Below are 26,819 nucleotides of genomic sequence, written 5' to 3' on the forward strand. Positions count from 1 at the left end.
GCAATCGTATCCACCCCATCCCCAAGGGATTTTTCGAAATGCAACAGTCCTGGCGCTGGTTCGGCCCGACCGACCCGGTCACCCTTTCCGACATCCGCCAGGCGGGTGCGCGGGGTGTCGTGACGGCGCTTCATGATGTGCCCAACGGCACGGCGTGGCCGGTCGAGACGATTGCCGCGCGCAAGGCCGCCATCGAGGCCGCCGGGCTTGAATGGTCCGTGGTCGAGAGCATTCCCGTGCACGAGGACATCAAGACCGGCGCGCCGGGCTGGGAGCGGCACGCCGAGGCCTGGTGCGTGTCGCTCGCGAACCTTGCAGCCAATGGCATCCGCACCGTCTGTTACAATTTCATGCCGGTGCTCGACTGGACGCGAACCGAACTGGCGCACGAACTGCCCGACGGCGCCCGCTGCCTGCGTTTCGACCAGATCCGTTTCGCCGCGTTCGACCTCTTCGTGCTTGCTCGCGAGGGCGCGTCGACCGACTATACCGACGCGGAGATCGAGGCGGCGCGCGCCCTGCATGCCGGCATGTCGGCCGCGGACATCCGCGTTCTCACGGACACGATCATCGCCGGACTGCCGGGAGCGGAGGAGAGCTATTCGCTCGACACGTTCCGCGCCCGACTCGCGGCCTATGAGGGGATGGACGCGGACGATCTGCGCGAGCGGCTCGCGGCGTTCCTGGAGATCGTGCTGCCGGTGGCGGAAAAGGCCGGCATCGTCCTTGCCATTCATCCCGACGATCCGCCGCGGCCGCTGTTCGGCTTGCCGCGCATCGTCTCAACCCAGGACGACATGGCGGCGATCGCGGCAATGTCCCCCAGCCCGGCGCACGGATTCACCTTCTGCACCGGTTCCTACGGCGTGCGGGCCGACAACGACCTCGTCGCCATGCTGGAGCGGTTCGGTGCGCGGGTGCATTTCCTGCATCTGCGCACGACGAAGCGCGAGGGTGACGGCAAGAGCTTCCACGAGGCGGCGCATCTGGACGGCGATGTCGACATGGTCGCGGTGGTGCGCAAAGTGGTGGAGATCGAGCGCCGTCGGGGCGTATCGCTGCCGATGCGGCCCGATCACGGCCACCAGATCCTCGACGACCTGAGGCGCGTGTCGACGCCGGGCTATCCGGCCATCGGCCGCCTGCGCGGACTTGCCGAACTGCGCGGCATCGAGATGGCCGTCGCCGCGCTCGTGCCCGGCTGAGCATCCAACGCGCGAACAACAACGTCACCGACGAGCAGGCAAGGGCAGCCGGGCATGGCATGCAGGGCTTGCCCGGAACCTGCGCGCAAAGGCGGGCTTGCCCGCATGGCCACTGGTCTGCAATACCTGTCAGTCAAACCAGTCAGGTACGGAACGGACATGCATCTGGCCTATACGACGTCGCCCGGACGCGGCGACATGGATCTTGTGCTCGCGGGCGTGGCGGATGCCCTTGCCCGGCAGGGCATCCGTACCTGCGGCGTTGTCCAGATCAACTCGGACTGCGACAGCGGCCGGCACTGCGACATGGACGTCAAGGTCCTGCCGGCCGGGCCGATGTTCCGTATCTCCCAGTCGCTGGGCAAGGACGCGCGAGGCTGTCGCCTTGATCCGCACGGGCTGGAGATGGCTGTCGGGGCGACGGCCCGGCAGCTTGCCAGCGGGGCCGAGGTGCTGATCGTCAACAAGTTCGGCAAGCAGGAAGCCGAGGGGCGCGGGTTCCGCGACCTGATCGCCGAGGCACTGGCCGCCGACATGGCCGTGATCGTGGGCGTCAACGGTCTCAACCGCGAAGCGTTCCTGGAGTTCTGCGGGGGAGAGGCGACCGAGCTTTTGCCGCAGGTCGAGGCGATCACGGGGTGGATTGCAGATGCGGTATCCCCTGCGGAGGCTGTCGGCTGAGCCGCAGCCGCGATCCGCTCTCACCCCATTGCAAAGCCCGCGACCACCCGCGCGGGGTGAAACCGCACCAGTTCCAGCCGGGAGGCTCGCAGCCTGAGCGGCCAGGCGCTACCGGCCAGCACGGCCGGGATCGCCGCGGCGGGATCCTCGGTCGCTTCGCACAGCGTCACATGAGGCACGAAGGCGCCAGGCAGGTAGTGTCCGGCGCGGGCCAGCCCCGGATGCCGGGCCGCGAGCGTCGCGTCGAGATCCTGGTGGAGATCGAGGAGTTCGCGCCGGGGCACCGGAGCGAGATGGACCACGGCCGGCGGTCCGGGAAAGATGCCCGGCCCGCTCAGCGTCAGCGCGAGCGGGGCGCAGTGGCCGGCGACCCCGGCCAGGGTGTCCGCGATGGCGTCTTCCTCGTCTGGGGCGTCCGGAAGAATGGCGAGGGTCAGGTGGGGTGCATAGGCGAAGTTGCGCCGCGTCGCCTCCATGCCCCCGGCCAGCAGCGTCTCCCAGATCGTGGTGACGGAGGCCGCGTCCGGATCGTCGATGCGCAGGGTAATGGCGAGGGGCATGTCGTTCTCCCGCAAGCGCCCGGCCTGCCGTGGACGGATGTCAGATATTCCCGGCCCGCACCGTCGCATCGCCGATGCTGACAGACTGGCCGGCATCATCCTGCACGGTCAGTCGGACAATCATTTCCGGAACCTCGCCGGGAAGCAGCTTGGCAACCCGGCCGGAAATCGTCATCCGCGCGCCGACCGCGAGCGGCCTCAAAAAGCGTATCTGCAGGCTGCGGATGTCTGTGCCGGGCAGCCAGCCTCTCAATGCCCGCTCGAAGTGACCCATCATCAGCATGCCATGCACGATGGTGCCCGGCAGGCCGGCGGCGCGGGCGGCATCCTCGTCAAGATGAATGGGATTGCGATCGCCGGAAGCATCCGCATAGGCCGCGACGCGGGCGGCGTCGAGCAGCGCCGGCGCGGTATCGGCAAACTTGTGCCCGACGGGAAAGGCGGCTTCGCTCATGATCCGGCTCCGTCTGCCCGGCGGTTCTCGAACAGGACGATGTCCGCAAGAAACTCCTGGCAGTGGCGGCCGGCCGCGTCCCGCACGCGTCCGCGCACCACGATCCGGTCGCCCCGGTCGGGGTTGCGCCGCCAGTCCACGGCCACCTGGTAAGGCCGCCCGACCTCAAGCGCCTGCTCGTAGCGGAATTGCTGGGCCTGGTGAACGAGGACGGCCGAACGATCGGCGGCGACGCTTTCAAGCGCGCCCAGGATTTCCGGCCTGGAGAGCACGGTGAAGGCAAAGGTCGCGGGGACGCGATCATCAGCCTCCACGCCCGTCCCGCCGACCGCGGCCGCGAAGGCGGCGACCCGATCGGGGGCCGTGGCAAGTTCCACCTCCGCGATGAGGGTCCAGTCCGGCTCACTCATACCGCGCTCCAATCATGCGTGCCGATACGTCCGTTATCGGACGGCGCGTATCGCGAGTGTCGCGTTGATGCCGCCGAAGGCGAAGGAGTTGCTCAAAGCGGCGTCGATCTGATGGGGGCGGGCCGTATTGGGCACCGGATCGGGCAGGCATTTGGGATCCTGCTCCAGCCAGTTGATCGTCGGAGGAGCGATCTTCTCGCGCAGCGCGTTCACCGTGATGATGAGTTCGATCGCGCCGGCTGCGCCGAGGGCATGGCCATGGATCGGCTTGGTCGACGAAACGGGCAGGGTCTCGGCATAACCGCCGAAAACCCTGCGAACGGCTTCCGTTTCGGAAATGTCGTTGAGGATCGTGCCGGTGCCGTGCGCGTTGACATAGCCGATGTCTTCGGGCTGCAGGCCGGCATCGGCAAGGGCGTTGGCCATGGACGACGCGGGGCCCTCGACCGTCGGTCGCAGCAGGTCGCCGGCATCGCTCGTCGTGCCGTAGCCGGCGATCTCGGCCAGCGGCGTCGCGCCGCGTGCCAGCGCATGCTCGAGTTCCTCGATCATCAGCACGGCGGCGCCTTCGCCGAGCACCATGCCGTTTCTCTTGCCGGAGAACGGCCGGCAGGCCTCGGGGGCCATGACGCGCAGGATCTCCCAGGCGCGGAACGTCGCCGGTGTCAGCAGGGCCTCGCTGCCGCCGACAAGCGCCGCATCGATCATGCCGGAACGGATCATCTGGAAGCCGTAGCCGACCGCCTGGGTGCCGGAAGCACAGGCGCTCGACACTGCGAGCGAGGGGCCGCGAACACCGTAGCGCATGCTGATCTGCGACGCGGCGGCGTTCGGCATGACCTTGGCGATGGTCATCAGGTCGGGTCGGGTCTCGGTGACGTAGAAGCCGTAGTGACCGTCATCCGTGGTCCACGAGCCGCCGATGCCCGATCCGATGATCGCGCCGACGCGGGAGCCGAGCGGTTCGGAGGTATCGATACCCGCGTTGCGCAGCGCTTCTTCGGCGGCGACCAGCGCCAGTTGCGCGAAGCGGTCGGTCGTCTTGATCTCCTGCGGCGTCAGATGCGCCTGGGGGTCGAAGCCGGGGATATGCGCCGCCTTGGTGATGCGCTGGCGCGGATAGCGGTCGAGCTGAAAATGCGAAACGCCGGTGCGGCCGTCGCGTGCTGCTGTCCACAGCGCGTCGGCACCCATGCCGGCGGCGGTGATGGCGCCCATTCCAGTGACGACAATGCGCCTGTTTTTGCTCGTCACGCGGCATCTTCCTTCATGCGGGCCGCGAGAACCTTGAGGAAGTCTCCAACCGTGCGGGCCTCCGCGAGGTCGCCGTCGACGGGGATATAGACGCCGAATTCCTCTTCGATCGCCATCAGGATGACCACCATGTCGGCGGACTGGATGCCGAGGTCGTCGAAGGTTGCGTCGGCTGTGAGCATTTCACGTTCGACCATTCCTTCCTTCGCTACCAGATCGAGAAGTCTCTCGAGCGTCGCGGGATCAATCCCTTCGGCCATCTGTTCCATGATGAGTCTCTGTCCCTGTCATTTCCGCGTCTTTTGCGCTTGTCATAAGGGCTAAGCCGGTTCTGTTCCAGCTTGAAGTTATCGAAAAACGGCCGTGACCGGCAGTGGCGCCCGACGATGGACAGTCGAATAACCCTGCTGCCCTTGCGGCGGCATTGTGCGTCTACTATGCACAACAGTGTTCGCGAGGCTTGCGGGATGGGCCGGGACATCGCGAGCGGAGGTCTGGCTTGTGTGCCACTGTGCCAGGTAAAACTGCTGTGCAATGCGGGGCTTGAGCATGTCCAAGGAACGGGCGTCTAATTTCGCTGCGGCTGCGGGCCTGCTTCTTGCAGCTCCCGTCGTGATCGTGCCCGGATCGGCAATCATCATGATGATCTGGGCCCGTTGGGCCTTTTACCAGCGCCACCCCGACTACGTCCAGCATAGTGCGCCGACGGTTAGCCGTGCAATCAGCGATCCGTTCATCGGCGAGCCCTTCGCGGCCGCCATTCTCGCGGTCGCCTGCGTCATCGCGCTGGCGCTCGTGCCCCTGTCCAATGCCTATTTCGCCACCATCCGGCTGCGTACCGAGGGCAACCCGGTGGCGCGCGCCAGCCTGCGCCGGCTGATGTATGTCGTCCTGGCGGTGCAGGCCTGCGGAACGGTCGGCATGGTCGTGTGCACGCAGGTCACGTTCCGGCAAAGCCACGACATACACATGGTGGCGAGCTATTTCTTCTTTGTTTTTCAGGCGATAGCCATTCTTCTCAGCGGTATCTTGGCAACCCGCCTGGCGCGCTTGCCGAGCCGCGATGGCTGTCCTTACCTGCGTCTTGACTCGACCTATTCGCGTATTCGGCGCTATCTTGCCTTCGTGACCGCGGGGTTCGCCGTCTTTTATCTTTTCCTGTTCGTGATCAAGGGGTTCGACCTTCCGATCCCCGAATACGACGTCTACCATTTTTACACGATCCACGAGGTCGTGACGATCTCGGCCTACATCTTCCACTTCATGCTTTATGCGCCGGAAGTCTTCCGGATGACCCGCAGCCTGGTCTCGACCGGATCCTGGCGACTGGAAGCAGGGACGATGGCCTGAACGGGCTGGGGCCAGTCCGGGGCCAGTCCGGGGCTAGTCTGGCGCCAGGGCGGCGGTAACGAGTTCCGTGGTGCGGCTCTCGATCGCGCTTTCGAGCCGGGCCGAGAAGCCGACCGAATCGAGGCCGGCGGGGATCGCCGGCAGAATCTCGACGACAATCGTGCCCGGGAAACGCCAGAGGCTGTTGCGCGGCCAGAACACGCCGGAATTCAGCGCGATCGGCAGGCAGGGAACCTTCAGCGCGCGGTAGAGGGCGACGACGCCCGGCTTGTAGTCGGGGGCGGCGAAGGGGGCTGCGCGGGTGCCTTCGGGGAAAATCACCACCGGGCGGCCCTCCGCCAGACGCTGCCTGGCCTGGCGGACAAGGTCGACAAGCGCGGCCGCTCCCGCCTTGCGGTTGATGCCGATATGGCGCAGCCGCCACATGGTCCAGCCCGCCACGGGGATCCGGGTCAGTTCCCGCTTCAGCACGATCGCCGGATCGTCGAGGATGATCTGCAGGGCAAGGGTCTCGAAGGCGGACTGATGCTTCGACGCGATCAGGCAGGCGCCGGCCGCGGCGAGGTTCTCCCGGCCACGCACCTCGTAGCGCAGCCCGGTCACGGTAGCGAGAAGCCAGAGCCAGAAGCGGATGATCGCGTTGGCGCAGGCAAGCACGAAACCGCGTGGCATCACCAGCAGCGGCGTGAAGGGGGCCGCCAGAAGAAGGGTGACGAGGGCGAGCGCGAGGAACACCAGCGAGCGCAGGGCCGCGAGGAACGCGCGCCAGCCGCGCGGGCGCCGCAGACGCGGCCGGTCGCCGTCTCCGGAACCGGTCACGCGATCCACCGCGGCCGGCGGACGTTCACTCATCCGGGGCATGTCCTTTCGCACGCCTGCTGTCAGCGCCGTTCGGCGATCGTGACGGCAAGGGAGGCGACCCCCTCGATCGATCCCTCAAGCCGGTCCCCGGGCCGGGCCGCGCCAACCCCGGCGGGCGTTCCGGTGAAGATCAGGTCACCGGGGCGCAGGACGACCGAGCGACTGCAGATCGCGACAATATCGACGACAGGCCAGATCTGGTCTGCAAGATCGCCGTCCTGCCGGGTCTCGCCATTGAGGGCAAGGGTGATGCGCCCGGCGGTCGGATGGCCGCAGCGGCTCCACGGCACCAGGGGCGAGCAGGGGGCGGAGAAGTCGAAGCCCTTCGCCCAGTCCCAGGGGCGCCCCATTTCCTTCGCTTGCGCCTGCAGGTCGCGGCGGGTCAGGTCGATGCCCGCGCCATAGCCCCAGATGTGGCCGGTCGCGTCGGCCGGATCGATGTTGCTGCCGCCGATTCCGATGGCGACGACGAGTTCCATCTCGAAGTGAAGGTCCTCGGTCAGCGGCGGGTAGGGCACCGTGCCGCCGGCATCGCAGACCGCATCGGCCGGCTTGGTGAAGAAGAACGGCGGCTCCCGGTCCGGATCCTTGCCCATTTCCCTTGCATGGGCCGCATAGTTCCGGCCGACGCAGAAGACGCGCCGGACGGGAAAGCGTGCGTCGCTTCCCTCCACGGCGACACTGGGCACGGGCGGGGGGGCGAGGACGAACTCTGACAAGGCCTGTCTCCTGGTGAGGTGGCGATGATGGCTGGTACCTGTGCGGGCGGAACGGTGGCAGGCATGCTGCCCGTTCCGCCGCGGCCGGTCCGGGCCCTCCGGTTTACGTGTTGCCGCATTCGCGGTCCAGCACTCGCTGAGATCGTCATTGTCATTGATGTGCTGCAGTGCAACAGTAGCCGGCAACAGCAGCCTGGGCGAGAGTGAAGAATGGGCGGTCGCATCATCTCCGTTGCACAGCAGAAGGGCGGATCGGGCAAGACGACCCTTGCCGCCCATCTTGCCGTCGCCCTTGCCCTGAAAGGCGAGTTTCCGGTGGCGCTGGTCGATGTCGATCCGCAAGGATCGCTCGGCACCTGGTACGAGGCGCGCGAAGAGGCCTTCGGGGACGCCGGCACGGGACTGACCTTCCGCACCTCCAGCGGCTGGGGCGCGCGCCGCGAGGCCCGTTCGCTGGCGCGTGACCACGGGGTGGTGATCGTCGATACCCCGCCCAAGACCGATTCCGACGTTCGCCCGGCCATCGAGGCAGCCGACATGGTTGTCATTCCCGTCCAGCCGACGCTCGTCGATCTGTGGGCGACCGGCCAGACGGTCGAGCTTGCGCGCAGGGAAGGCACGCGTTCGCTGGTGGTGCTCAACCGGGTGCCGCCGCGTGCCGCGCTGACGGAGGAAGTGATGGCGGCGATCGGCGAGAACGGGTTCAGCGTTGCGGCGGCCCGCCTTGGCAACCGCACGGCCTTCGCCGCGTCGATGGGAAGCGGGCGCACGATCCTGGAGACCGATCCGCGCGGCAAGGGGGCGGAGGAGGCGCGTCAGCTCGCCGAGGAAATCGGACGCCTGATCGGCCCCGGCTGATTTTATCAATTTTGCCCTTGAAGCTATAGTGGCTAGAGGGATTATGCCTCATGTCAGATTCCAAAACGCCCCCGGCGAGACCGGGGAGGAAGGACTGACATGAGCGAGAAGACAGTTGGCGGCGCGGCCGCCGGCATCCGGTATGAATGGACCGTCAAGGGCATGGACTGCGCCTCCTGCGTCGCCAAGGCGCGTGGCGCCGTCGAGCGCGTCACTGGCGTCAGCGAGGTCGAGGTGTCGCTGATGAAGGAGCGGCTCCGGCTTTCTCTCGACGAGGCCCATGACCGGCCCGAGGCCGTGGAGCGCGCGATCAGCGCGATCGGCTACACGGCCGGCGCGCGGCGGCGGCTCGATGGCGAGGAGGACGACGGACGCGGCGGCGAAGCCGAGGATCACGGCGCCTGCGGTTGCGACGGCCATGACCATGGCCACAAGCACGACCATGCCTCCGGCAGTGCCTCCGGCCATGCCCATGGGCATGATGATCCCGCCGAGCGCAACCTGTCCTGGTGGCAGACGGGCAAGGGGCGTCTGGTCGTCCTGACCGGCGCGCTGCTAGTCGCCGCGTGGGGAACGGAGTTCCTTGTTTCCCCCGCGATCTCGCGCTGGGCCTTCATTGCCGCCTGTCTCATCGGCCTCTTTCCCGTGGCCCGGCGTGCTGTCGCCCTGCTTCGCGCCGGCATGCCTTTCACCATCGAGATGCTGATGACCATCGCCGCGACCGGCGCCTTGTTCATCGATGCCTCGGAGGAGGCGGCGCTGGTGGTCTTCCTGTTTGCCGTGGGCGAGCTGCTGGAGGGGGTCGCAACCGACCAGGCCCGCAGCGGCATCCGCTCGCTGGTGAAGCTCCTGCCCAAGACGGCCCTGCTTGTGGATGGCGGGCGCTCGCGCGAGGTGCCGGCGGACAGTCTTGCGGTTGGCAACGAGGTGCTGGTGCGCCCCGGAGACCGGGTGCCCGCGGACGGAACGGTCGTTGCGGGGAGCTCCGGCGTCGACGAGAGCCCGGTCACGGGCGAGAGCATGCCGCAGACGCGCTCGCCCGGCGACGACGTCTTCGCCGGCTCGATCAATGCGGAGGCGGCGCTTACCGTGCGCGTCACCCGCGAACCGTCCGACAACACGATCGCGCGGATCATCCGTCTGGTGGAGGAGGCAGAGGAGGCACGCGCGCCGACCGAGCGGTTCATCGACCGGCTGAGCCGGGTCTACATGCCCTTCATCGTCGGCATTGCCGTTCTCGTTGCGCTGGTTCCGCCGCTTGCCCTCGGCCTGCCTTGGGACGTGTGGATCTACCGGGCGCTGGCCCTGCTTCTGATCGGCTGCCCCTGCGCGCTGGTGATCTCCGTGCCGGCGGCCATTGCCTCCGGGCTTTCGTCCGGCGCACGGCGCGGGCTTCTCATGAAGGGCGGCTCCGTCGTCGAGGCGGCGGCGGCCACGCGGCTCGTGGCTTTCGACAAGACCGGCACGCTGACGCAAGGACGGCCCGTCGTCACCGACATCGTGCCCTTCGCCGATGCGCAGGAGGCCGAGGTGCTGACCCTGGCGGCAGCGGTGGAGAACGGCTCGAGCCATCCGCTCGCCAAGGCGATCCTGATCCGGGCGGAGAGTGACGGACTTGCGCTTCCCGCCGCCAGTGCGGCGCGGGCGCTCCCCGGGCGCGGCGTCGTGGCCGAGCTTGCCGGGCGGGGCGAGGTCCACGTGACGAGCCCGGCCCAGGCGCTGGAGGCGGGCCGCTTGCCCGTCGATCTGGAGCGGCAGGCGAGCGCACTGGAAAACGCGGGCAAGACCGTGGTGGTCGTCCATGGCGCGGATGGTCCCGTCGGCCTCATTGCCATGCGCGACGAGCCGCGAGAGGACGCAGCCCGCGCCATCCGCGAACTGGCGCGTCTCGATGTCTCGGCCGTGATGCTGACGGGTGACAACGCCCGTACGGCTGCCGCGATCGGTGAGGTCATCGGCATCGAGCAGCGTGCCCGCCTTCTGCCCGAAGACAAACTCGCGGCGATCCGCGAGCTGTCGCAGGGCGGACCGGTGATGATGGTGGGCGACGGCATCAACGATGCGCCGGCCCTGAAGCAGGCGAGCCTCGGCGTTGCCATGGGCTCGGGAACGGATGTGGCGCTGGAGACGGCGGATGCGGCGATCCTGCGCGACCGGGTGGGCGATGTCGCCGCCATGATCCGGCTGGCGAGGGCGACCATGTCGAACATCCATCAGAACGTTGCCATCGCACTCGGACTGAAGGGCGTGTTCCTCGTCACCTCGGTCCTTGGGATCACCGGGCTGTGGATCGCGATCCTGGCCGATACCGGCGCGACGGTGCTGGTCACGGCCAATGCGCTCCGGCTGCTTGCCTATGATCCGGCGCGTGCCGGCGGGCAGTCGGGGACGTAGCCTCTTGCACATGACCGTCGTTGACGGCCGCGGCTCACTCGCCCGGCGCGCGCATGTCGAGCGTGTCGAGCACCGTGCGGCCGTCGACGGCGGCAGGCAGGACGGAAAAATCCCCGAACCGGTTCAGTGCCGCCTCGAGCATCTTGTCATAGCGGGCCTTGGGAAGCTCGAGGGTGCCGAACTGCGAGAGGTGACCGGTGACGAACTGGGTGTCGAGCAAGGCATAATTGCCGGCGATCAGCCGCGCGATCAGATGGCTCAGCGCGACCTTCGATGCATCGCGCTCGAAGGCGAACATGCTCTCTCCGAAAAACGCCGCCCCGAGCGAGACGCCGTAGAGGCCGCCGACCAGTCTGCCCTCGCGCCAGGTCTCGACGGTGTGGCAATAGCCCATGTCGAACAGGGCGCCGTAGAGCCGCCTGATCTCCGCGTTGATCCAGGTCTTGCGGCGCCCCTCCGCGGGTGCGGCGCAGCCGTCGATGACCCCCTGGAAATCGCTGTCCACCCGGACCTCGAACTGGTCCTGGCGGATGGTTCGTCGCAGACGTCTTGGAATGTGGAACGCATCGAGCGGCAGAATCCCGCGATGCTCGGGCTCGATCCAGAAAAGGTTGGCGTCGTCCGCCGATTCCGCCATGGGAAAGATGCCGCAGGCATAGGCCTTGAGCAGGACGTGCGGCGTGATGACCAGCGGATCGTTCTTGTTCCCGGCCATGGAAACCTTTCGGGCGGGAGACGTGGCCGCAAAGCCCGTCTCCCGCGGTCTCAGTCGTCCGACTTGGCGGCGAGATACTTCTCGAGCCAGTGAATGTCGTACATGCCGTTGGCGATGTCCTGATTGTCGACAAGATCACGAAACAGCGGAATCGTCGACTCGATGCCGTCCACCACGAACTCGTCGAGGCAGCGGCGCAGGCGCATCATGCACTCGACGCGGTTGCGGCCGTGGACGATCAGCTTGCCGATCAGGCTGTCGTAGTGCGGCGGGATCCGGTAGCCCTGATAGACGCCGGAATCGACACGCACGCCCAGACCGCCCGGCGGGTGGTAATAGGTGATCCGGCCCGGCGAGGGCGCGAAGGTGCGCGGGTTTTCGGCATTGATGCGGCATTCGATGGCGTGGCCCTCGAACAGGACATCCTCCTGGCGAAGCGTCAGTTCGGCGCCCGAGGCGATGCGGATCTGCTCATTGACGAGGTCGATGCCGGTGATCATCTCGGTCACCGGATGCTCCACCTGCAGGCGGGTGTTCATCTCGATGAAATAGAACCTGCCGTCCTCGTAGAGGAATTCGATCGTGCCGACGCCGCGGTATTTCAGCTTGCGCATGGCATCGGCGACGATCTCGCCGATTTCCTTGCGCTGGGCCGCGTTGAGGGCGGGCGAGGGCGCCTCCTCCAGAACCTTCTGGTGGCGGCGCTGCAGCGAACAGTCGCGCTCGCCCAGGTGGATCGCGTTGCCGCGTCCGTCGCCCAGCACCTGGATCTCGATATGGCGCGGCTTGCCGAGATACTTCTCCATGTAGAGAGCATCGTCGCCGAAGGCGTTCTTGGCTTCCGTACGGGCCGTCGACAGAGCCGTGTCGAGCTCCTTTTCGCTCAAGGCGACCTTCATGCCGCGTCCGCCGCCGCCGGCGGCGGCCTTGACGAGCACGGGGTAACCGATCTCGCGCGCGATCGCATGGGCATCGTCGCCCGGCTTCACCGCGCCGTCGGAGCCCGGCACGACGGGAATGCCGAGGCGCTTCGCCGTTTGCTTGGCCGCGATCTTGTCACCCATGATGTGGATGTGTTCCGCGGTCGGGCCGATGAAGGTGATCTTGTGCGCTTCGAGAATCTCGGCGAACCGGGCGTTCTCCGACAGGAAGCCATAACCGGGATGCACGGCATCGGCGCCGGTGATCTCGCAGGCCGCCAGAAGCTGGGGAATGTTCAGGTAGCTGTCGCGCGCCGGCGGCGGGCCGATGCACACGCTTTCGTCGGCGAGGCGCACATGCATGGCGTCGGCATCGGCGGTCGAATGCACCGCGACGGTCTGGATGCCGAGTTCCTTGCAGGCGCGCAGCACGCGCAGCGCGATCTCGCCGCGATTGGCGATGAGGATCTTCGAGAACATGGGTTCGGCCCCCGTCACTCGAGGACGACGAGCGGTTCGCCGTATTCCACCGGCTGCCCGTCCTCGACCAGGATTGCGGTGACGCGACCGGAGCGGGGAGACGGGATCTGGTTCATGGTCTTCATCGCCTCGACGATGACCAGCGTGTCACCGGCATTGACGGTGTCGCCGACCTCGACGAAGTTGCGCGCGCCAGGCTCGGCCGCGCGATAGGCGGTGCCGACCATCGGCGAGGGCACGGCGCCGGGATGTCCGGCCGGGTCGGCGGGGGCGGGGGCCGACGCGGGCGCGGCCGGGGCTGCGGGCGCCGCGCGGGCGACCGATACCGGCGCCTCGACCGTGATCTGGCGGGCGACGCGGACGCGGAAATCGTCGCGCTCGAGCTCGATCTCCGTCAGATTGGTCTCGTCAAGCAGAGCCGCGAGCTGGCGAATCAAGTCCTGATCGAATTGGTCTTTCTTTTCCGACATTTGCCTGTCTTGATCTTTTCGTGGTTGAACGGGCCGCGTGGGCCGTGGTCAGGGCCTGATGACGGTCGACAGCGCTTCGAGCGCAAGCCGGTAGCCAGTCGGACCAAAGCCGCAGATCACGCCGAGCGCGACCGGCGACACGTAGGAATGATGCCGAAAGGCCTCCCGCGCGAAGACGTTCGAAAGGTGAACCTCGACGGTGGGTATCTCGGCGGCGCGGATGGCATCGTGCAGCGCCACGGACGTGTGCGTGAAGGCGGCGGGATTGATCACCAGCCCTTGCGCGAGATCGCCCGCCTCCTGGATCCAGTCGACCAGCATGCCCTCGTGGTTGGACTGCCGGAACTCGATCTCCAGGTCGAGATCCTCCCCGACATCGCGGCACAGGCTTTCGATATCGCCAAGGGTCGCCGTTCCGTATGTGGAAGGCTCCCGTGTGCCGAGCCGGTTGAGGTTCGGACCGTTGAGGACATAGATCGAGGCGGACATTCATTCCCCGCAAGGGCGACGCGACACGGGTGCGCGTCACGTGGCATCACTGAGCCCCTTATAGGGACTCGGGAAGCGCAGGAAAAGACCTGTTGTCACCTCCCGCGGTCTCCCGCAGGCCGTTGCGGGCGGCGCGCATGCGCATCGCCGACCGACGGGACCGGGATGGAGAACCGCTACGCCCTCAGCAGGTCGCCTGGCCGCAATTGCGCATCGAGTCGATCTTGCCCTTGAGCTGATCGTAGCCGACGGCGCCCATCACCACGTCGTCGCCGATGACATAGGAGGGTGTCCCGGTCAGGCCGAGCCGGTTCGCCAGCATGTAGACTTCCTGGATCGAGGTCTTGACCTCCGGATCGTCGAGGGAGGCCTCGACCTTGTCCGTGTCGAGCCCGGCTTCCCTGGCGGCGGCCAGCGCGCTTGCCTTGTTGGCCTGGCTGCGGGCGCCCATTAGGTTGCGGTGGAAGTCGTGATACTTGTCCGGCGCGATCATGTTGACCGCGACCGCGACCTGCGCCGCCTCGACCGACCCCTGGCCGAGAACCGGGAATTCCTTCAGCACGACGCGGAGCTTGTTGTCTTCCTGGAGCAGCTTTTCCATGTCGGCCATGGCGCGCTTGCAGTAGCCGCAATTGTAGTCGAAGAACTCGACCAAGGTGACGTCGCCGTCCGGGTTGCCGAGCTCGACCTGGCGGGTGGAGTCGAAGAGGATGTCGGCCACGCCCGACAGGGCCTCCGTGCGCGCCTTGCTGGCAGCCGCCATTTCGCGTCGCTCCAGTTCCTGAAGCGCCTCGCGGATGATTTCCGGGTTCCCGATCAGGTACTCGCGGACGATCTTCTCCACGTCGCCGCGCGCCAGGGGCGTGTCCTGGGCCTGCGCCACGGGCGAAAAGACAAAGGCCATTGCGGCGATGGTGGCCAGAAGCAGCTTCTTCATTCGGGTCTCCAGAGACCGGGGGAACGCCCTCAATCCGGTCCGTTAGGTGTCGTTCGCAACGCGTCCCGCCGTCAAGAGCGGCCGGGAAGCTTCGGAGGCTTATAGGACACGATATCATCAGCCTGTAGCCAGGATGGCGTTCCGCGCTTCAATTTTTTTTGTGCTCGGGCCGCGTAGCGTTTCGCCGCGCTGAAATCGCCTCGCGCCATCAGGCCGCGGGCGGTGGCAAGGTCCGCCTCGGCCGTCTTGCCCTGGCGGCCGAGGGCGATGGCCAGCTGCGAATATCCGATATGGGAGTTGGGATCCATCTGCAGGCCGAGCTTGAGGACCCGTTCCGCCTCCGCCAGCGCGGACGTCTCGTTCGCGGCGACGAGTGCGAAGCCCAGCCAGATCTGGAACTGGGGCTCCCTGGGACGCAGGGCGACGGCCTGGCGGAACGGGCCGATCGCGGCCTTCGGACTGCCCGATTCGAGCAGGGCCTGCCCCTTGAGCTCATGAAAATACGGGTTGTCCGGCTGCCGGCGCAGCAGCTTGTCGATGACCTCGACCGCCTGGCGGCGGCTCTGGGTGCGCATGGTCACGACGGCGCGCGCATATTCGGCGGGCAGGGAGCTGTCGGATCTCGGATAGGCCCGGGCGACCACGTTCGGGTGGCTGGTGTAGGCGATCAGCTTGGCCCGCACCATGTCGTGACGGAACTGCAGCTCGGGGCTGGCGGGCGTGTCCCAGTAGCGGCTCTTGCGGGCCAGCGTTTCCAGCGCGTTGAGGCGCTCGCGCGGCATCGGATGGCTCTGCGCGTAAGGATCGGTGTACTGGGCGGAGAACAGCAACTGGTCGGCGAAACGGCTGAAGGTCTTCAGCATGCCCTTTGCCGACTGGCCGGTTTTTTCCAGGAAGGTGATCGCGGCGCGGTCGGCAATGGATTCCTCGCCGCGCCGATAGGCAAGCAGGCTGCGCTGCGCGATCCCGGTGCCGGCCGTCAGGGCTCCGGCGCCGCCCTGGGCGATGCCCGACTGTCCGGACGAGGCGCCGGCGGCCATGGCGCCGACGCCCAGGATGGTGCCGAGAACCGCCATGATCTGGGCGTTGGCGAGGGCCTGGCGCAGGCGAACGAGATGGTTGCCGGTGATGTGTCCGGTCTCGTGCGCAAGGACGCCGATCACCTCGCCCGGCGTCTCGGCCTCGGTGATCACTCCGACATTGATGAAAATGCGTCGAGCATCCGCAACGAAGGCGTTGAAGTCGTTGCGGTTTACGAGAATGATCTCGACCTGCTGACGGGCAATGCCGGCGGCGTCGAAAATCGGTCCCGCATAGTCGCGCATGAGGGCCTCGGTTTCCGCGTCCCGCACCAGCGGTATTCCCCCTTGCGCGCGTGCCGGCGCGCTCATCGGGCCGAGCGCCACCACGCCGGCCATGGCCGCAGCCGCCAGGTTCTTCACAAGCGCGCGTCCGGGCCTGCCGCGGCCTGTCGCCATTTCCGTTCGGGGAGTGGAAGAAAGGGACGGGAGCATGGGCAGGCCTTTGTTCACGGTCTTGCTGGTCTCGTTCGCGCCGGTTGCAGGTTACGGGCCCGGGCAAGGGCCCGGCATCGGGCAACACCCCCTCGACAGGTGCGCAAGCGGAGGGTAGGTGACCGGGACGAGGCCGGTCAACTGCCCGCAACGGTATGTGCTCCGCCCCTCTAAACGCTGCAAATGCGGCACCAGATTGGCGTGCTTGCCGTTGGCCGGCCTGCCGGCTGCGAAAACGCCCTGACAGCTCTTGAAACAGGAAGCCATCCATGCCCGACGTGTCCCGCCGATCCGAGGTCGAACCGTTCCTTGCAATGGACGTGCTTGCCCGGGCCAACGCTCTGGAGGCGGCCGGCGCGCGCGTCCTGCACATGGAGGTCGGCCAGCCGGGCGCACCGGCGCCGCGTGCTGTTCTGGACGCGGCCCGGGCAGCACTGGACGGGGGGCGCATCGGTTATACCGAGGCGCGCGGCCTGCCGTTGCTGCGCCGCGCCATTGCCGACCACTATCGCATCGCCCATGGCATCGAGGTTCCCGACCACCGCATCGTCGCGACGACAGGCTCGTCGGCGGGGTTCAACCTGGCGTTTCTGGCCGCATTCGATCCGGGCGACCGGGTGGCGATCACCGCGCCGGGCTATCCAGCCTACCGCAACATCCTGCGGGCCCTGGGGCTTGTTCCGGTCGAGATCGAGGTCGGCGCCGAGACACGCTGGGCGCTGACGCCGGAACTGCTGGAGGCCGCCCACCGGGAGGCGCCGCTGAAGGGCGTCCTTGTCGCCTCGCCCGCCAATCCGACGGGCACGATGATGACACCGGAGGCGCTCAAGGCCCTCAACGCGGCCTGTGAGGCGCTCGACCTGTGGTTCATCTCCGACGAGATCTACCATGGCCTCGTCTTCGAGGGGCGCCAGGAAACAGCGCTCGCCTTCACGGACAAGGCCATCGTCATCAACAGCTTCTCGAAATACTACTGCATGACGGGCTGGCGGATCGGCTGGATGGTCCTGCCCGAACAACTGGTCCGTCCGGTCGAGCGGATCGCGCAGAGCCTGTACATCTCGCCGCCCGAGCTTTCCCAGCGCGCGGCGGCGGCGGCCTTTGGCGCGACCCGTGACCTGGAAGCGGTCAAGGCGGGTTACGCGCGCAACCGGGCGGTGCTGCTGGAACGGATGCCGGGTCTCGGTTTCACCGAGATGCTTCCCGTCGACGGTGCCTTCTACCTCTATGCGAGCGTTCGCCCGTTCTCCAACGACAGCGTCGCCTTCGCGGCACGCATGCTGGAGGAAACCGGTATCGCGGCGACGCCGGGACCGGATTTCGATCCCGTCAACGGACGCGCCTACCTGCGCTTTTCCTTTGCCGGCGATACCGCCGTCATCGAGGAGGCGATGGAGCGGCTTGGCGAGTGGCTGCCGCGGATTGGGTGAACCGCACGCGATACGCAGGAGAGGTCAGCGTGCGGTGCAGGCCGCGTTTCAATCCTGCGGGGAGGCGAGACCGAAACAAAAAACCGGCGGATCGTGTGATCCGCCGGTTCCTGTCTAGATGACCTGCCGGGAGTGCTCTTGGGCAGTACTGCCTTGGACGACGAGGGTTTTCAGCGCGCCCACAACCGAATTGCCTTTCAGAAGAAGGAGCGCCGCTGCCACCAGCCCGAACGCTTGGGCTCGGGATCGTCGCTTTCCTCGGTCGAGCCGTCGCCGCTGACCTTCTCGCGCACGACGACCGGCTCGGCCGGTGCCGACGGTTTGGCGGGTTCGGCTGCCACGGGCTCCGCTTCGACCGGCTCTGCGGCCACCGGCTCGACTTCGGCCGGTTCCGCGATCGCGGGTTCCCCGGCCTCGGCCGGTGCTTCCGCGGCGGGCTCGGCTTCCACGGTCTCGTCAACAGAGGTCTCTTCGGCCGCGGCCGTCGGGGTCTCTTCGCTCACGGCCGCTTCGGCCGGCTCTTCCGCAAGTGTCTCCCCGGTCGCCGGGACGTCAGCCTCGGTCGGGCCGTCGACCTGGGCGTCACCGTCGCCGTCCGTTGCCTCGGCCGTGCTCTCGCCGGTCGCGGCGCCGTCGGCATCGGCCGCAACTGCAGGTGCCTCGGATGTCTGCTCGGTGTCGTCTCCGCCCTCGCCATCGCGGCGGCTGCGGCGACCGCCCCGGCGGCCCCTGCGACGCTTGCGGCGGGCGCGCTCGTCGTCATCGCCATCCGTTTCGGCATCGGCATCGACTTCGTCGGCAGCGTTCTCGCTGTCGGAGCCGTCATCGGACGCTCCGGCCTCGTTGCTGTCGGCCTCCGCGGCCTGCTGCTCGTCGCCGTTCGCGGGCTTGCGGCGGCGGCGGCGGCGGCGGCGCTTGCGGTTGTTGCCGTCTTCGTCCGCGTCGTCACGTGCGCGCGGCGCACGTGCTTCGGTCTCTTCCTCTTCCTCGTCCTCGACCGGCTCCTCGATGTCGTCGTCCTCGTCGATGGTGATCGGCATGACGGTGGAGGGCTGGATCAGCCGGGGCGTGTCGTCCGGACGCGGCTCGACCGGATCGCCGCGCTCCAGCACGTAATGCTGGCCGCTTTCCATGGCGCCGGCCTGCACGGCGATCTCAAGGCCGAAGCGGGCCTCCAGATCGGCCAGATGGGCGCGCTTCTGGTTGAGGATATAGAGGGCCGCCTCGGTGGTGGTGCGCACGATCAGGTTGTGCGTCGCCCCCTTCAGCAGGTTGTCCTCGAGCGAACGCAGCACATGGAGTGCGACCGACTCGACCGAGCGGATCATGCCCGTGCCGTGGCAATGCGGGCAGGGGGTCATCGAGCTTTCGAGAACGCCCGTGCGAATGCGCTGGCGCGACATCTCCAGCAGACCGAAATGCGAGATCCGGCCGACCTGGATGCGGGCCCGGTCGTTCTTGAGGCAGTCCTTGAGCTTGCGTTCGACGGACCTGTTGTTCTTGTTCTCCTCCATATCGATGAAGTCGATGACAATCAGGCCGGCGAGGTCGCGCAGGCGCAGCTGGCGGGCCACCTCCTCGGCGGCCTCCAGGTTGGTCTGGACGGCGGTGTCCTCGATATTGTGCTCGCGGGTGGACTTGCCCGAGTTCACGTCGATGGCAACCAGCGCTTCCGTCTGGTTAATGACGATGTAGCCGCCCGACTTCAGCGTCACCTGGGGCGAGAACATCGCGTCGAGCTGCGATTCGACCATGAAGCGCGAGAAGACCGGGGTCGCGTCCTTGTAGGGCTGGACGTTCTTGGCATGGCTCGGCATGAGCATGCGCATGAAGTCCTTGGCCTCGCGGTAGCCCTCGTCGCCGGCGACAAGGACCTGGTCGATATCCTTGTTGTAGAGGTCGCGGATCGAGCGCTTGATCAGCGATCCCTCCTCGTAGACCAGATAGGGCGCGGAGGATTGCAGCGTCAGGTCGCGCACATTCTCCCACAGCCGCATCAGGTATTCGAAGTCGCGCTTGATCTCCGCCTTGGTGCGGCTGGCACCGGCCGTGCGCAGGATCACGCCCATGCCCTGCGGCACCTCGAGCTCCGAGGCAATCTTCTTCAGCCGCTTGCGGTCGGTCGGAGTGGTGATCTTGCGGGAGATGCCGCCGCCACGCGCGGTGTTCGGCATCAGCACCGAATAGCGGCCGGCGAGCGACAGATAGGTGGTGAGCGCCGCGCCCTTGTTGCCGCGCTCTTCCTTGACGACCTGCACCAACAGAACCTGCCGGCGCTTGATCACTTCCTGGATCTTGTACTGCTTGCGATGCTTGCGGGCCCGCTGCGGCACTTCCTCGAGCGCATCCTCGGCTCCGACGGACTCGACATCGTCCTCGCCGCCTTCGCCGTTCTCCGCCTCATCGCCGGAACCGACCTTGGCCTCGCCGTCGTCTTCCGTCTTGGCTGCGCGGGAGCGCCGGCGCGCCGGGCGTTCCTCGTCGTCGTGGCGGGCTTCCGCCTCCTCCTCGTCGAGCAGGGCCTGCCGGTCGGCGACCGGGATCTGGTAGTAGTCGGGATGGATCTCGCCGAAAGCGAGGAAGCCGTGCCGGTTGCCGCCATAGTCGACAAAGGCCGCCTGAAGCGACGGCTCGACACGTGTTACCTTGGCCAGGTAGATGTTGCCACGAAGCTGCTTGCGATTGGCAGCCTCGAAATCAAATTCCTCGACCCTGTTGCCACGCACGACGACAACCCGGGTTTCCTCCGGGTGCGCGGCATCGATGAGCATTTTGTTCGCCATAGATGGGGATCTCCACGACCGGCGCTTCCAGGCGGCTTGGTGCGCTCGCCCGGAATTGCGCAATTGCGGTCGTTCTGTTCTTCAGTGTGAAAGGGGACGTCGGGGCGCGCCGCGCGGCGGTCCGAGCGGAACCGGCGATGCCAGAAACGGCCGCCTTGTGTCCCTGTCGGATCGTCTTCGCGCAAAGGTTCATTGCAGCGCCTAATGGACCATATCTGTAGGGCACCGGCCAAAAGGGCGGGCCGTGATTGCATCAAGCCAGTTGCCGGGTTGGCGCGCGGGCGGCCGTGGAGCCGGCAAACTGATAAACGGGTCCTGCTCTGGCCCGTCCCTGTTGCCATCATGCGCTCCGGAACCGGCTTGCGCCGCCAGGGAGCTTTCGTACGGATCGATCCTGTTTCCGTCCCGGCGCGATACCGCGTTCGCGAGTCCGGGACATTGCAGGCCGCCGGCCGCAGCGCACCGCGCTTTCGGCCGGACCCCCGGATTTCCGGCGAGAGCCGGAGGCCGAGGGACGCACAATTTTGATGGTCACCCTGACGGGTTCCGACGCCAATTTATCGATCGCGGGTGACGCAAGGACAGTTGGCTGGGCCGGACGCCGTTTCGGGGCACCAGGACGTCCCGACCTGAATCATCTTCAAAGTCGGGACCCGTTCGGTTTCTTTTACGGTCGCGGGCGTCATAAGGCAAGTACGCATACGAGCTTCCCTCGACTTGTGCTTGCGGCTCGCGTCAGGACATGAAGGGGCGTATTGTCAATGAAAGGTTAACTTGCCTAAGGGTATTCCTTGAAATGGCTGGCCCTTGCCACAAGGGCGGGGCGAACAGGATCGGCAAGAGGCGAAATCCGGTGACGAGCTACGGATGCATGGCGCGGCTTCTGGCTTGCGCAATCACGTTGGCATTGCCCGCGGCAACCTGGTCCGTGCTGGCGGTGGCGACGGCGACGCCCGTGCGCGCCGAGACGCCGGACGTGCCGGTGGCGCGCGAGGCGCGGGTGGCCGGGGACGAGGCCCGCACCCGCTTCATCATGGACCTGTCCTCGCCGGTGGAGTTCGCCGTCTCGACACTGTCCGACCCCTACCGCATCGTCATCGACCTGCCGCGTGTCGCCTTCGATCTGCCGGAGACCGCCGGGCAGGAAGGACGCGGGCTTCTCACCGCCTGGCGCTTCGGCATGTTCGCCGCGGGAAAATCCCGGGTTGTGCTTGACGCCAAGGGGCCGGTCGCCGTCGACAAGGCCTTTGTGCTGCCGCCGGTTTCCGACCAGCCGGCCCGCTTCGTTCTCGACCTGGTCAGCACCAGCCGCGAAGCCTTCCTGGAAACGGCCCGCGAAAGCGCTCCGGCACCCGCCGTGGCACGCAAGGGCGACCGGCTGACACCTCCGCCGGAAGGCAAGAAGGGCTTGCCGGTCATCGTGCTCGATCCCGGCCATGGCGGCATTGACACCGGCGCCACCGGCAATGGCGGCACGCTGGAGAAGGCCGTGGTTCTCGATTTCGCGCTGATGCTGCGCGACAAGCTGATCGCCACCGGACGCTATGATGTGCGCATGACGCGCGACACGGACGTGTTCATCCCCCTGCGCGAGCGGGTGAAGATCGCCCGTTCCCTGGAGGCGGACCTGCTTTTGTCCGTTCACGCCGACTCGGTGCGAATCGGTCGCGACCAGGTGCGCGGCGCCGGCGTCTACACCCTGTCGGAGAATGCCAGCGACGAAGTCGCCGCCGCACTGGCCGAACGGGAGAACCGCTCGGACATCATCGCCGGCATCGACCTTGCCGACGAGCCCGACGATGTGACGGACATCCTGATCGACCTGGCCCGCCAGGAAACCAAGAAGTTTTCCTACCTGTTCGCACGCACCCTGGTCGGGGAGTTGCGCGGCACCGCGCAACTGGTCAAGAATCCGCAGAGATCGGCCGGATTTCGCGTTCTGACCGCGCATGACGTGCCCTCGGCGCTGGTCGAACTCGGCTATCTGTCGAACAAGCTCGACGAGAAGCTGATGACCACGGACGAATGGCGCGGCCGAATGTCGGCGGCTCTGGTGGCCGCGATCGACAACTATTTCGGACGCCGTTTCGGCAAGCCCGGCGTGAAGCTGTCGCAGAGCGCGGCCGGCACGCAGGACGGGGAAGAGGATGCCAAGGTCGAGCAATAGCGGCGAACGCCTCAGCATCGCCATATTGGTCGAGGATTGAGAGGGGCGGCGAGGGGTTGTTTGCAAGCTGTTCCGATCCGGTCTCCGGCTGGAGCGTTTCCGCAGGCAAAGACAGGGCGACGAAGGTCGGCGAATCCTGTACCCGCTTGGCACCGGAACCGGGCATGGCGCGACAGCCGCCGTTTTTCCGGTCCGCCGCAACGCGCTGCCAGGGACGCTGACGTCCCGGCCGCGCAAACTGACAGGGGCCTCCCCGGCCGCGCCCTCCCGCGCGGTCCAAGGGGCAAGGCCAACGGAACAACCGACTTTTCGGGATAGACGAGCCGGATATATGAAGGTCTTGATCAAACTCTTCGGCTACCTGTTCGGCATCGGCGCCGTTCTGGGGCTTCTGGTCGCCGCCGGCGTCTGGATCTACCTGCAGGACATGTCGCAGGATCTGCCGGACTACACCGCGCTGAAGAACTACGAGCCGCCGGTGATGACCCGCGTGCATGCGGCGGACGGCCAGCTGATGGCCGAATACGCCAAGGAGCGCCGGCTGTTCCTGCCGATCCAGGCCATTCCCGAGATGCTGAAGCAGGCGTATCTGTCGGCCGAGGACAAGAATTTCTACTCGCATCTGGGCATCGATCCGGAGGGCATCGCCCGCGCGGCGCTGGCCTATGCGCGCAATTACGGCTCCGGCCGCCGTCCGCAGGGCGCCTCGACGATCACCCAGCAGGTCGCCAAGAACTTCCTGCTGACCAACGAGGTGTCCGTCGAGCGCAAGGTGAAGGAGGCGATCCTGTCGCTCAGGATCGAGCAGGCCTACACCAAGGAAGAGATCCTCGAGCTCTACCTCAACGAGATCTATCTGGGGCTGGGCGCCTATGGCGTCGCCGCCGCATCGCTGCTTTACTTCGACAAGTCGGTGCACGAACTGACGCTCGAGGAGGCGGCCTATCTCGCGGCCCTGCCGAAGGGCCCCAACAACTACCATCCCTTCCGCGAGCGCGAAGCGGCCATCGTCCGGCGCAACTGGGTCATCGACCGCATGGTCGAGAACGGCTATGTCGACAGCGTTGCCGGCGAGGAGGCGAAGGCCAAGCCGCTCGACGTGACGCCGCGCACCCGTGGCTCGCAGCTCTTCGCCTCGGAGTATTTTTCCGAGGAAGTGCGGCGCAAGATCGGTTCGCTCTATGGCGAGGAACGTCTCTACGAGGGCGGCCTTTCGGTCCGGTCGACACTCGATCCCAAGCTCCAGGTAAAGGCCCGCAAGGCGCTGATGGACGGGCTGATCGCCTTCGACCAGCGCCGTGGCGGCTGGCGCGGACCCATCACGCGCATCGAGCCGGGCGCGGGCGATTGGGGCGGCGAACTGGCCAAGGTCGAGGGCATGTCCGACGTGCCCGAATGGCTTCCGGCGGTGGTGCTGTCGGTTTCCGACGAAACCGCCGAGGTCGGCCTGCGCCCCAAGCGGCTGGTGGGCGGCGACCTCTCGACGGAGCGCGAGCGGGTGACCCTGTCGCTGTCGGCGATGAAATGGGCCCGCGTCAGCGGCCGCGCGCCGAACAGCGTCGATGACGTTCTCAATGTCGGCGACGTCGTCTATGTCGAAGGCGTCGACGGTCCGGCCGGTCTCGTCTACGAACTGCGCCAGTTTCCGAGCGTCTCCGGCGCACTGGTCGCGATGGATCCCTATACGGGCCGGGTGCTGGCCATGGTCGGCGGGTTCTCCTTCGCGCAGAGCGAATTCAACCGCGCGACGCAGGCCTATCGCCAGCCCGGCTCGGCGTTCAAGCCGTTCCTTTACGCCGCTGCGCTCGACAATGGCTACACGCCCTCCAGCGTGGTGCTCGACGCACCGGTGGAGATCGCGCAAGGGCCTGGTCTGCCGGTCTGGCGCCCGCAGAACTATGGCGGCAAGTTCTATGGTCCCTCGACCCTGCGCCTTGGCATCGAGCTGTCGCGAAACGTGATGACGGTGCGCCTGGCGCAGGACATGGGCATGCCGCTCGTGGCTGAGTATTCCAAGCGGTTCGGCATCTATGACGAGATGACGCCGGTGCTGTCGATGTCGCTCGGCGCGGGCGAGACCACCGTCATGCGCATGGTCACCGCCTATGCGATGATCGCCAATGGCGGGCGCAAGGTCACGCCGACGCTGATCGACCGCATCCAGGACCGCTACGGCAAGACCGTCTATCGCCACGAGGAGCGGGTCTGCGAGACCTGCGCCGCCGACCACTGGGCCGGGCAGGGCGAGCCGGAGCTGATCGACAATCGCGAGCAGGTGCTCGATCCGATGACCGCCTACCAGATCACCTCGATGATGGAAGGCGTCGTGCAGCGCGGCACGGCGACCAGCGTCAAGGCGGTCGGTCGTCCGGTCGCTGGCAAGACCGGCACGACCAACGACGAGAAGGACGCCTGGTTCGTCGGCTTCACGCCGGACCTGACCGTCGGCGTCTTCGTCGGCTACGACAATCCCAAGCCGATGGGACGCGGGGCGACGGGCGGCCAGGTGGCCGCGCCGATCTTCACCGAGTTTGTCAAGACGGCGCTGGAGGACACGACCCCGGTCGAGTTCCGCGTGCCCAAGGGACTGCAACTGATCCCGATCAACCGGCGCACGGGCCTCAGGGCCGCGGCCGGCACGCCGGGCACCATCCTGGAGGCGTTCAAGCCGGGCACCGCTCCGCCGGACGAATACTCGATCATTGGCTTCCAGGACGATATCGGCATCCCGCGCACGGTCTCGCCGGAGGCGGGCCAGGCGGTGATGAGCGGCACCGGCGGTCTCTACTGATTCTCCGACATGGCGGCCGGGCGCGCGTTTGCGAAAGCCCGGCCTATCCATTATTGTCCGGCGCCGAAACGGGTGTCCCGGCTTCGCCAGCGACTGCGGGCGACTTGCCGGAGCAGGCGTCCGAACCCACCTGCCGGACACCGTTCCCTTTTTCCGAACATCGACTGCAACACGAGAACAGAAGGACGAGCGATGCGCGCCGAAACCGAGGCCGTCGTTGACGAAATCAAGCAGGCCATAAGCCTGCTGAGGAGGCATCTTTGACTGGGACAACGCGATTGTCCGACTTGATGAACTGAACGCGGCTTCCGAGGACCCCTCCTTCTGGGATGACCCGGCCAAGGCGCAGAAGCTGATGCGCGAGCGCCAGCAGCTCGACGACGGGCTGAACGGCGTGCGCAAGCTGGAGGCCGACCTCCGCGACAATCTCGAACTGATCGAGCTTGGCGAAATGGAGGACGACAAGGAGGTCGTGCGCGAGGCCGAGGCGGCGCTGAAGGCGTTGCGCGGCGAGGTGCAGTCGCGGCAGATCGCCTCGCTCCTGTCGGGAGAGGCGGACGGCAACGATGCCTATATGGAGATCAACTCCGGCGCCGGCGGCACGGAGAGCCAGGACTGGGCGAGCATGCTGTTGCGCATGTATACCCGCTGGGCCGAGCAGCACGGCCACAAGGTCGAGGTGCTCGAGTTCCACGATGGCGAGGAGGCCGGCATCAAGTCGGTGACCCTCAAGATCAAGGGCGAGAACGCCTATGGCTGGCTGAAGACGGAGTCCGGCGTGCACCGTCTGGTGCGCATCTCTCCCTATGACAGCCAGGCGCGCCGGCACACCAGCTTCGCCTCCGCCTGGGTCTATCCGGTCATCGACGATTCGATCGAGATCGAGATCAACGAGAGCGACTGCCGCATCGACACCTACCGGGCGTCGGGGGCGGGCGGGCAGCACGTCAATACGACCGATTCGGCGGTGCGCATCACCCACCAGCCGACCGGCATCGTCGTGCAGTGCCAGTCGGAGCGCTCGCAGCACAAGAACCGGGCGACTGCCTGGTCGATGCTGAAGGCGCGGCTCTACGAGCTGGAGCTGCAGAAGCGCGAGGAGAAGGCCAATGCCGACGCCTCGTCAAAGACGTCGATCGGCTGGGGTCACCAGATCCGCTCCTACGTGCTGCAGCCCTACCAGCTGGTCAAGGACCTGCGCACGGGCGTCGAAAGCACCAGCCCGGGCGACGTGCTGGACGGCGATCTCGACGCGTTCATGGAGGCGACGCTGGCGCAGCGCGCCTTCGGCGGCGTGCCCGAGGCCGTCGAGGACGTGGAGTAGACGGCCCCTGCGGAGATTGTGTTTCGACCGGAAAACGGAAACGGCGCCTTCGG

The 26,819-nt window shown here is 66.9% G+C and carries 23 protein-coding genes; 9 read left to right on the top strand and 14 right to left on the bottom strand.

Translation table 11 applies throughout. The annotated features are described in order from the left end of the window. The first annotated feature begins 38 nt into the window (after nt 1-38). The gene (gene uxuA / locus RBB46_RS08450) at nt 39-1,205 is read left to right on the top strand and encodes a mannonate dehydratase (protein WP_306028515.1); all 1,167 of its coding nucleotides are present in this window, start codon (nt 39-41) and stop codon (nt 1,203-1,205) included. Between the two features lie 159 nt (nt 1,206-1,364). Then, nucleotides 1,365-1,886 (top strand): DUF2478 domain-containing protein, encoded by a 522-nt coding sequence (locus RBB46_RS08455; protein WP_306028516.1) that lies wholly within the window; start codon nt 1,365-1,367, stop codon nt 1,884-1,886. 20 nt (nt 1,887-1,906) lie between these two features. Here the strand turns inward: RBB46_RS08455 and RBB46_RS08460 are convergent, their stop codons facing one another. Genes RBB46_RS08460 through RBB46_RS08480 form a run of 5 tightly spaced genes read right to left on the bottom strand, consistent with a single transcriptional unit; the run spans nt 1,907 to nt 4,833 of the window. Continuing rightward, the gene (locus tag RBB46_RS08460; RefSeq protein ID WP_306028517.1) at nt 1,907-2,446 is read right to left on the bottom strand and encodes a 2'-5' RNA ligase family protein; all 540 of its coding nucleotides are present in this window, start codon (nt 2,444-2,446) and stop codon (nt 1,907-1,909) included. 40 nt (nt 2,447-2,486) lie between these two features. Continuing rightward, nucleotides 2,487-2,900, bottom strand: coding sequence for a MaoC/PaaZ C-terminal domain-containing protein (locus tag RBB46_RS08465; RefSeq protein ID WP_306028519.1), 414 nt, complete (start codon nt 2,898-2,900; stop codon nt 2,487-2,489). Further along, a complete protein-coding gene (locus RBB46_RS08470) occupies nt 2,897-3,310 on the bottom strand; it encodes a hypothetical protein (RefSeq protein ID WP_306028521.1) in 414 nt (137 codons plus the stop codon). Before RBB46_RS08470 ends, RBB46_RS08465 begins: the two co-directional genes overlap by 4 nt. Nucleotides 3,311-3,343: 33 nt before the next feature. Further along, a complete protein-coding gene (locus RBB46_RS08475; RefSeq protein ID WP_306028523.1) occupies nt 3,344-4,564 on the bottom strand; it encodes a beta-ketoacyl synthase in 1,221 nt (406 codons plus the stop codon). Further along, the gene (locus RBB46_RS08480; protein ID WP_306028525.1) at nt 4,561-4,833 is read right to left on the bottom strand and encodes an acyl carrier protein; all 273 of its coding nucleotides are present in this window, start codon (nt 4,831-4,833) and stop codon (nt 4,561-4,563) included. Before RBB46_RS08480 ends, RBB46_RS08475 begins: the two co-directional genes overlap by 4 nt. Nucleotides 4,834-5,113: 280 nt before the next feature. Here RBB46_RS08480 and RBB46_RS08485 point away from each other — a divergent pair, with 280 nt between their 5' ends. Then, nucleotides 5,114-5,914, top strand: a complete 801-nt coding sequence (locus RBB46_RS08485) for a hypothetical protein (protein ID WP_306028527.1) — start codon at nt 5,114-5,116, stop codon at nt 5,912-5,914. 33 nt (nt 5,915-5,947) lie between these two features. Here RBB46_RS08485 and RBB46_RS08490 read toward each other — a convergent pair whose 3' ends face one another. Beyond that, on the bottom strand, nt 5,948-6,766 hold the full coding sequence (locus RBB46_RS08490; protein ID WP_306028530.1) for a 1-acyl-sn-glycerol-3-phosphate acyltransferase: 819 nt from the start codon (nt 6,764-6,766) through the stop codon (nt 5,948-5,950). Between the two features lie 29 nt (nt 6,767-6,795). Further along, nucleotides 6,796-7,494 (bottom strand): fumarylacetoacetate hydrolase family protein, encoded by a 699-nt coding sequence (locus RBB46_RS08495; RefSeq protein WP_306028531.1) that lies wholly within the window; start codon nt 7,492-7,494, stop codon nt 6,796-6,798. A gap of 210 nt (nt 7,495-7,704) precedes the next feature. Between RBB46_RS08495 and parA the strand changes: the two genes are divergently transcribed. Next, nucleotides 7,705-8,352: a ParA family partition ATPase gene (gene parA / locus RBB46_RS08500; RefSeq protein ID WP_306028533.1), complete on the top strand. Its 648-nt coding sequence runs from the start codon at nt 7,705-7,707 to the stop codon at nt 8,350-8,352. Between the two features lie 99 nt (nt 8,353-8,451). Further along, nucleotides 8,452-10,746, top strand: a complete 2,295-nt coding sequence (locus RBB46_RS08505; RefSeq protein WP_306028534.1) for a heavy metal translocating P-type ATPase — start codon at nt 8,452-8,454, stop codon at nt 10,744-10,746. A 34-nt stretch (nt 10,747-10,780) separates the two neighbouring features. On the opposite strand, the gene aat is transcribed toward RBB46_RS08505, so the two are convergent. From aat to RBB46_RS08535, 6 genes are all read right to left on the bottom strand, one after another. Further along, nucleotides 10,781-11,461 (bottom strand): leucyl/phenylalanyl-tRNA--protein transferase, encoded by a 681-nt coding sequence (gene aat / locus RBB46_RS08510; protein ID WP_306028536.1) that lies wholly within the window; start codon nt 11,459-11,461, stop codon nt 10,781-10,783. A gap of 50 nt (nt 11,462-11,511) precedes the next feature. Then, on the bottom strand, nt 11,512-12,861 hold the full coding sequence (accC, locus tag RBB46_RS08515) for an acetyl-CoA carboxylase biotin carboxylase subunit (protein WP_306028538.1): 1,350 nt from the start codon (nt 12,859-12,861) through the stop codon (nt 11,512-11,514). A 14-nt stretch (nt 12,862-12,875) separates the two neighbouring features. Then, nucleotides 12,876-13,331 (bottom strand): acetyl-CoA carboxylase biotin carboxyl carrier protein, encoded by a 456-nt coding sequence (accB, locus tag RBB46_RS08520; RefSeq protein WP_306028539.1) that lies wholly within the window; start codon nt 13,329-13,331, stop codon nt 12,876-12,878. Between the two features lie 48 nt (nt 13,332-13,379). After that, nucleotides 13,380-13,820, bottom strand: a complete 441-nt coding sequence (aroQ, locus tag RBB46_RS08525; protein ID WP_306028540.1) for a type II 3-dehydroquinate dehydratase — start codon at nt 13,818-13,820, stop codon at nt 13,380-13,382. Nucleotides 13,821-14,004: 184 nt separating this feature from the next. Next, the gene (locus RBB46_RS08530) at nt 14,005-14,757 is read right to left on the bottom strand and encodes a DsbA family protein (protein ID WP_306028541.1); all 753 of its coding nucleotides are present in this window, start codon (nt 14,755-14,757) and stop codon (nt 14,005-14,007) included. 71 nt (nt 14,758-14,828) lie between these two features. Next, nucleotides 14,829-16,235, bottom strand: coding sequence for a M48 family metalloprotease (locus RBB46_RS08535; RefSeq protein WP_306028543.1), 1,407 nt, complete (start codon nt 16,233-16,235; stop codon nt 14,829-14,831). A gap of 305 nt (nt 16,236-16,540) precedes the next feature. Here RBB46_RS08535 and RBB46_RS08540 point away from each other — a divergent pair, with 305 nt between their 5' ends. Then, the gene (locus RBB46_RS08540; RefSeq protein WP_306028545.1) at nt 16,541-17,701 is read left to right on the top strand and encodes a pyridoxal phosphate-dependent aminotransferase; all 1,161 of its coding nucleotides are present in this window, start codon (nt 16,541-16,543) and stop codon (nt 17,699-17,701) included. 197 nt (nt 17,702-17,898) lie between these two features. Here the strand turns inward: RBB46_RS08540 and RBB46_RS08545 are convergent, their stop codons facing one another. Then, entirely contained in the window at nt 17,899-20,484 is a 2,586-nt protein-coding gene (locus RBB46_RS08545; protein WP_306028547.1) for a ribonuclease E/G, read from the bottom strand. Nucleotides 20,485-21,337: 853 nt separating this feature from the next. Between RBB46_RS08545 and RBB46_RS08550 the strand changes: the two genes are divergently transcribed. From RBB46_RS08550 to prfB, 3 genes are all read left to right on the top strand, one after another. Beyond that, entirely contained in the window at nt 21,338-22,651 is a 1,314-nt protein-coding gene (locus RBB46_RS08550; protein ID WP_306028548.1) for an N-acetylmuramoyl-L-alanine amidase, read from the top strand. A 331-nt stretch (nt 22,652-22,982) separates the two neighbouring features. After that, nucleotides 22,983-25,442: a penicillin-binding protein 1A gene (locus RBB46_RS08555; protein WP_306028550.1), complete on the top strand. Its 2,460-nt coding sequence runs from the start codon at nt 22,983-22,985 to the stop codon at nt 25,440-25,442. 192 nt (nt 25,443-25,634) lie between these two features. Then, nucleotides 25,635-26,766 (top strand): peptide chain release factor 2 gene (gene prfB, locus RBB46_RS08560; RefSeq protein WP_306028553.1). Its coding sequence is split into 2 segments (ribosomal slippage): nt 25,635-25,703 and nt 25,705-26,766, totalling 1,131 coding nucleotides; the frame shifts between segments, so codons are not numbered across the junction. Nucleotides 26,767-26,819 lie beyond the last annotated feature (53 nt).

The organism is Stappia sp. MMSF_3263 (assembly GCF_030733745.1).
Lineage (GTDB): Bacteria > Pseudomonadota > Alphaproteobacteria > Rhizobiales > Stappiaceae > Stappia.

What these genes read in the sequence shown, in the direction of transcription:
- RBB46_RS08455 (WP_306028516.1), top strand. Translation starts at nt 1,365, where the DNA reads ATGCATCTGGCCTATACGACGTCGCCCGGACGCGGCGACATGGATCTT.
- aroQ (WP_306028540.1), bottom strand. Translation starts at nt 13,820, where the DNA reads ATGTCCGCCTCGATCTATGTCCTCAACGGTCCGAACCTCAACCGGCTC.
- RBB46_RS08545 (WP_306028547.1), bottom strand. Translation starts at nt 20,484, where the DNA reads ATGGCGAACAAAATGCTCATCGATGCCGCGCACCCGGAGGAAACCCGG.
- RBB46_RS08555 (WP_306028550.1), top strand. Translation starts at nt 22,983, where the DNA reads ATGAAGGTCTTGATCAAACTCTTCGGCTACCTGTTCGGCATCGGCGCC.
- RBB46_RS08485 (WP_306028527.1), top strand. Translation starts at nt 5,114, where the DNA reads ATGTCCAAGGAACGGGCGTCTAATTTCGCTGCGGCTGCGGGCCTGCTT.
- RBB46_RS08530 (WP_306028541.1), bottom strand. Translation starts at nt 14,757, where the DNA reads ATGAAGAAGCTGCTTCTGGCCACCATCGCCGCAATGGCCTTTGTCTTT.
- RBB46_RS08505 (WP_306028534.1), top strand. Translation starts at nt 8,452, where the DNA reads ATGAGCGAGAAGACAGTTGGCGGCGCGGCCGCCGGCATCCGGTATGAA.
- RBB46_RS08490 (WP_306028530.1), bottom strand. Translation starts at nt 6,766, where the DNA reads ATGAGTGAACGTCCGCCGGCCGCGGTGGATCGCGTGACCGGTTCCGGA.
- aat (WP_306028536.1), bottom strand. Translation starts at nt 11,461, where the DNA reads ATGGCCGGGAACAAGAACGATCCGCTGGTCATCACGCCGCACGTCCTG.
- RBB46_RS08460 (WP_306028517.1), bottom strand. Translation starts at nt 2,446, where the DNA reads ATGCCCCTCGCCATTACCCTGCGCATCGACGATCCGGACGCGGCCTCC.
- uxuA (WP_306028515.1), top strand. Translation starts at nt 39, where the DNA reads ATGCAACAGTCCTGGCGCTGGTTCGGCCCGACCGACCCGGTCACCCTT.
- RBB46_RS08540 (WP_306028545.1), top strand. Translation starts at nt 16,541, where the DNA reads ATGCCCGACGTGTCCCGCCGATCCGAGGTCGAACCGTTCCTTGCAATG.
- accC (WP_306028538.1), bottom strand. Translation starts at nt 12,861, where the DNA reads ATGTTCTCGAAGATCCTCATCGCCAATCGCGGCGAGATCGCGCTGCGC.
- RBB46_RS08480 (WP_306028525.1), bottom strand. Translation starts at nt 4,833, where the DNA reads ATGGAACAGATGGCCGAAGGGATTGATCCCGCGACGCTCGAGAGACTT.
- RBB46_RS08470 (WP_306028521.1), bottom strand. Translation starts at nt 3,310, where the DNA reads ATGAGTGAGCCGGACTGGACCCTCATCGCGGAGGTGGAACTTGCCACG.
- accB (WP_306028539.1), bottom strand. Translation starts at nt 13,331, where the DNA reads ATGTCGGAAAAGAAAGACCAATTCGATCAGGACTTGATTCGCCAGCTC.
- RBB46_RS08465 (WP_306028519.1), bottom strand. Translation starts at nt 2,900, where the DNA reads ATGAGCGAAGCCGCCTTTCCCGTCGGGCACAAGTTTGCCGATACCGCG.
- RBB46_RS08535 (WP_306028543.1), bottom strand. Translation starts at nt 16,235, where the DNA reads ATGGCGACAGGCCGCGGCAGGCCCGGACGCGCGCTTGTGAAGAACCTG.
- parA (WP_306028533.1), top strand. Translation starts at nt 7,705, where the DNA reads ATGGGCGGTCGCATCATCTCCGTTGCACAGCAGAAGGGCGGATCGGGC.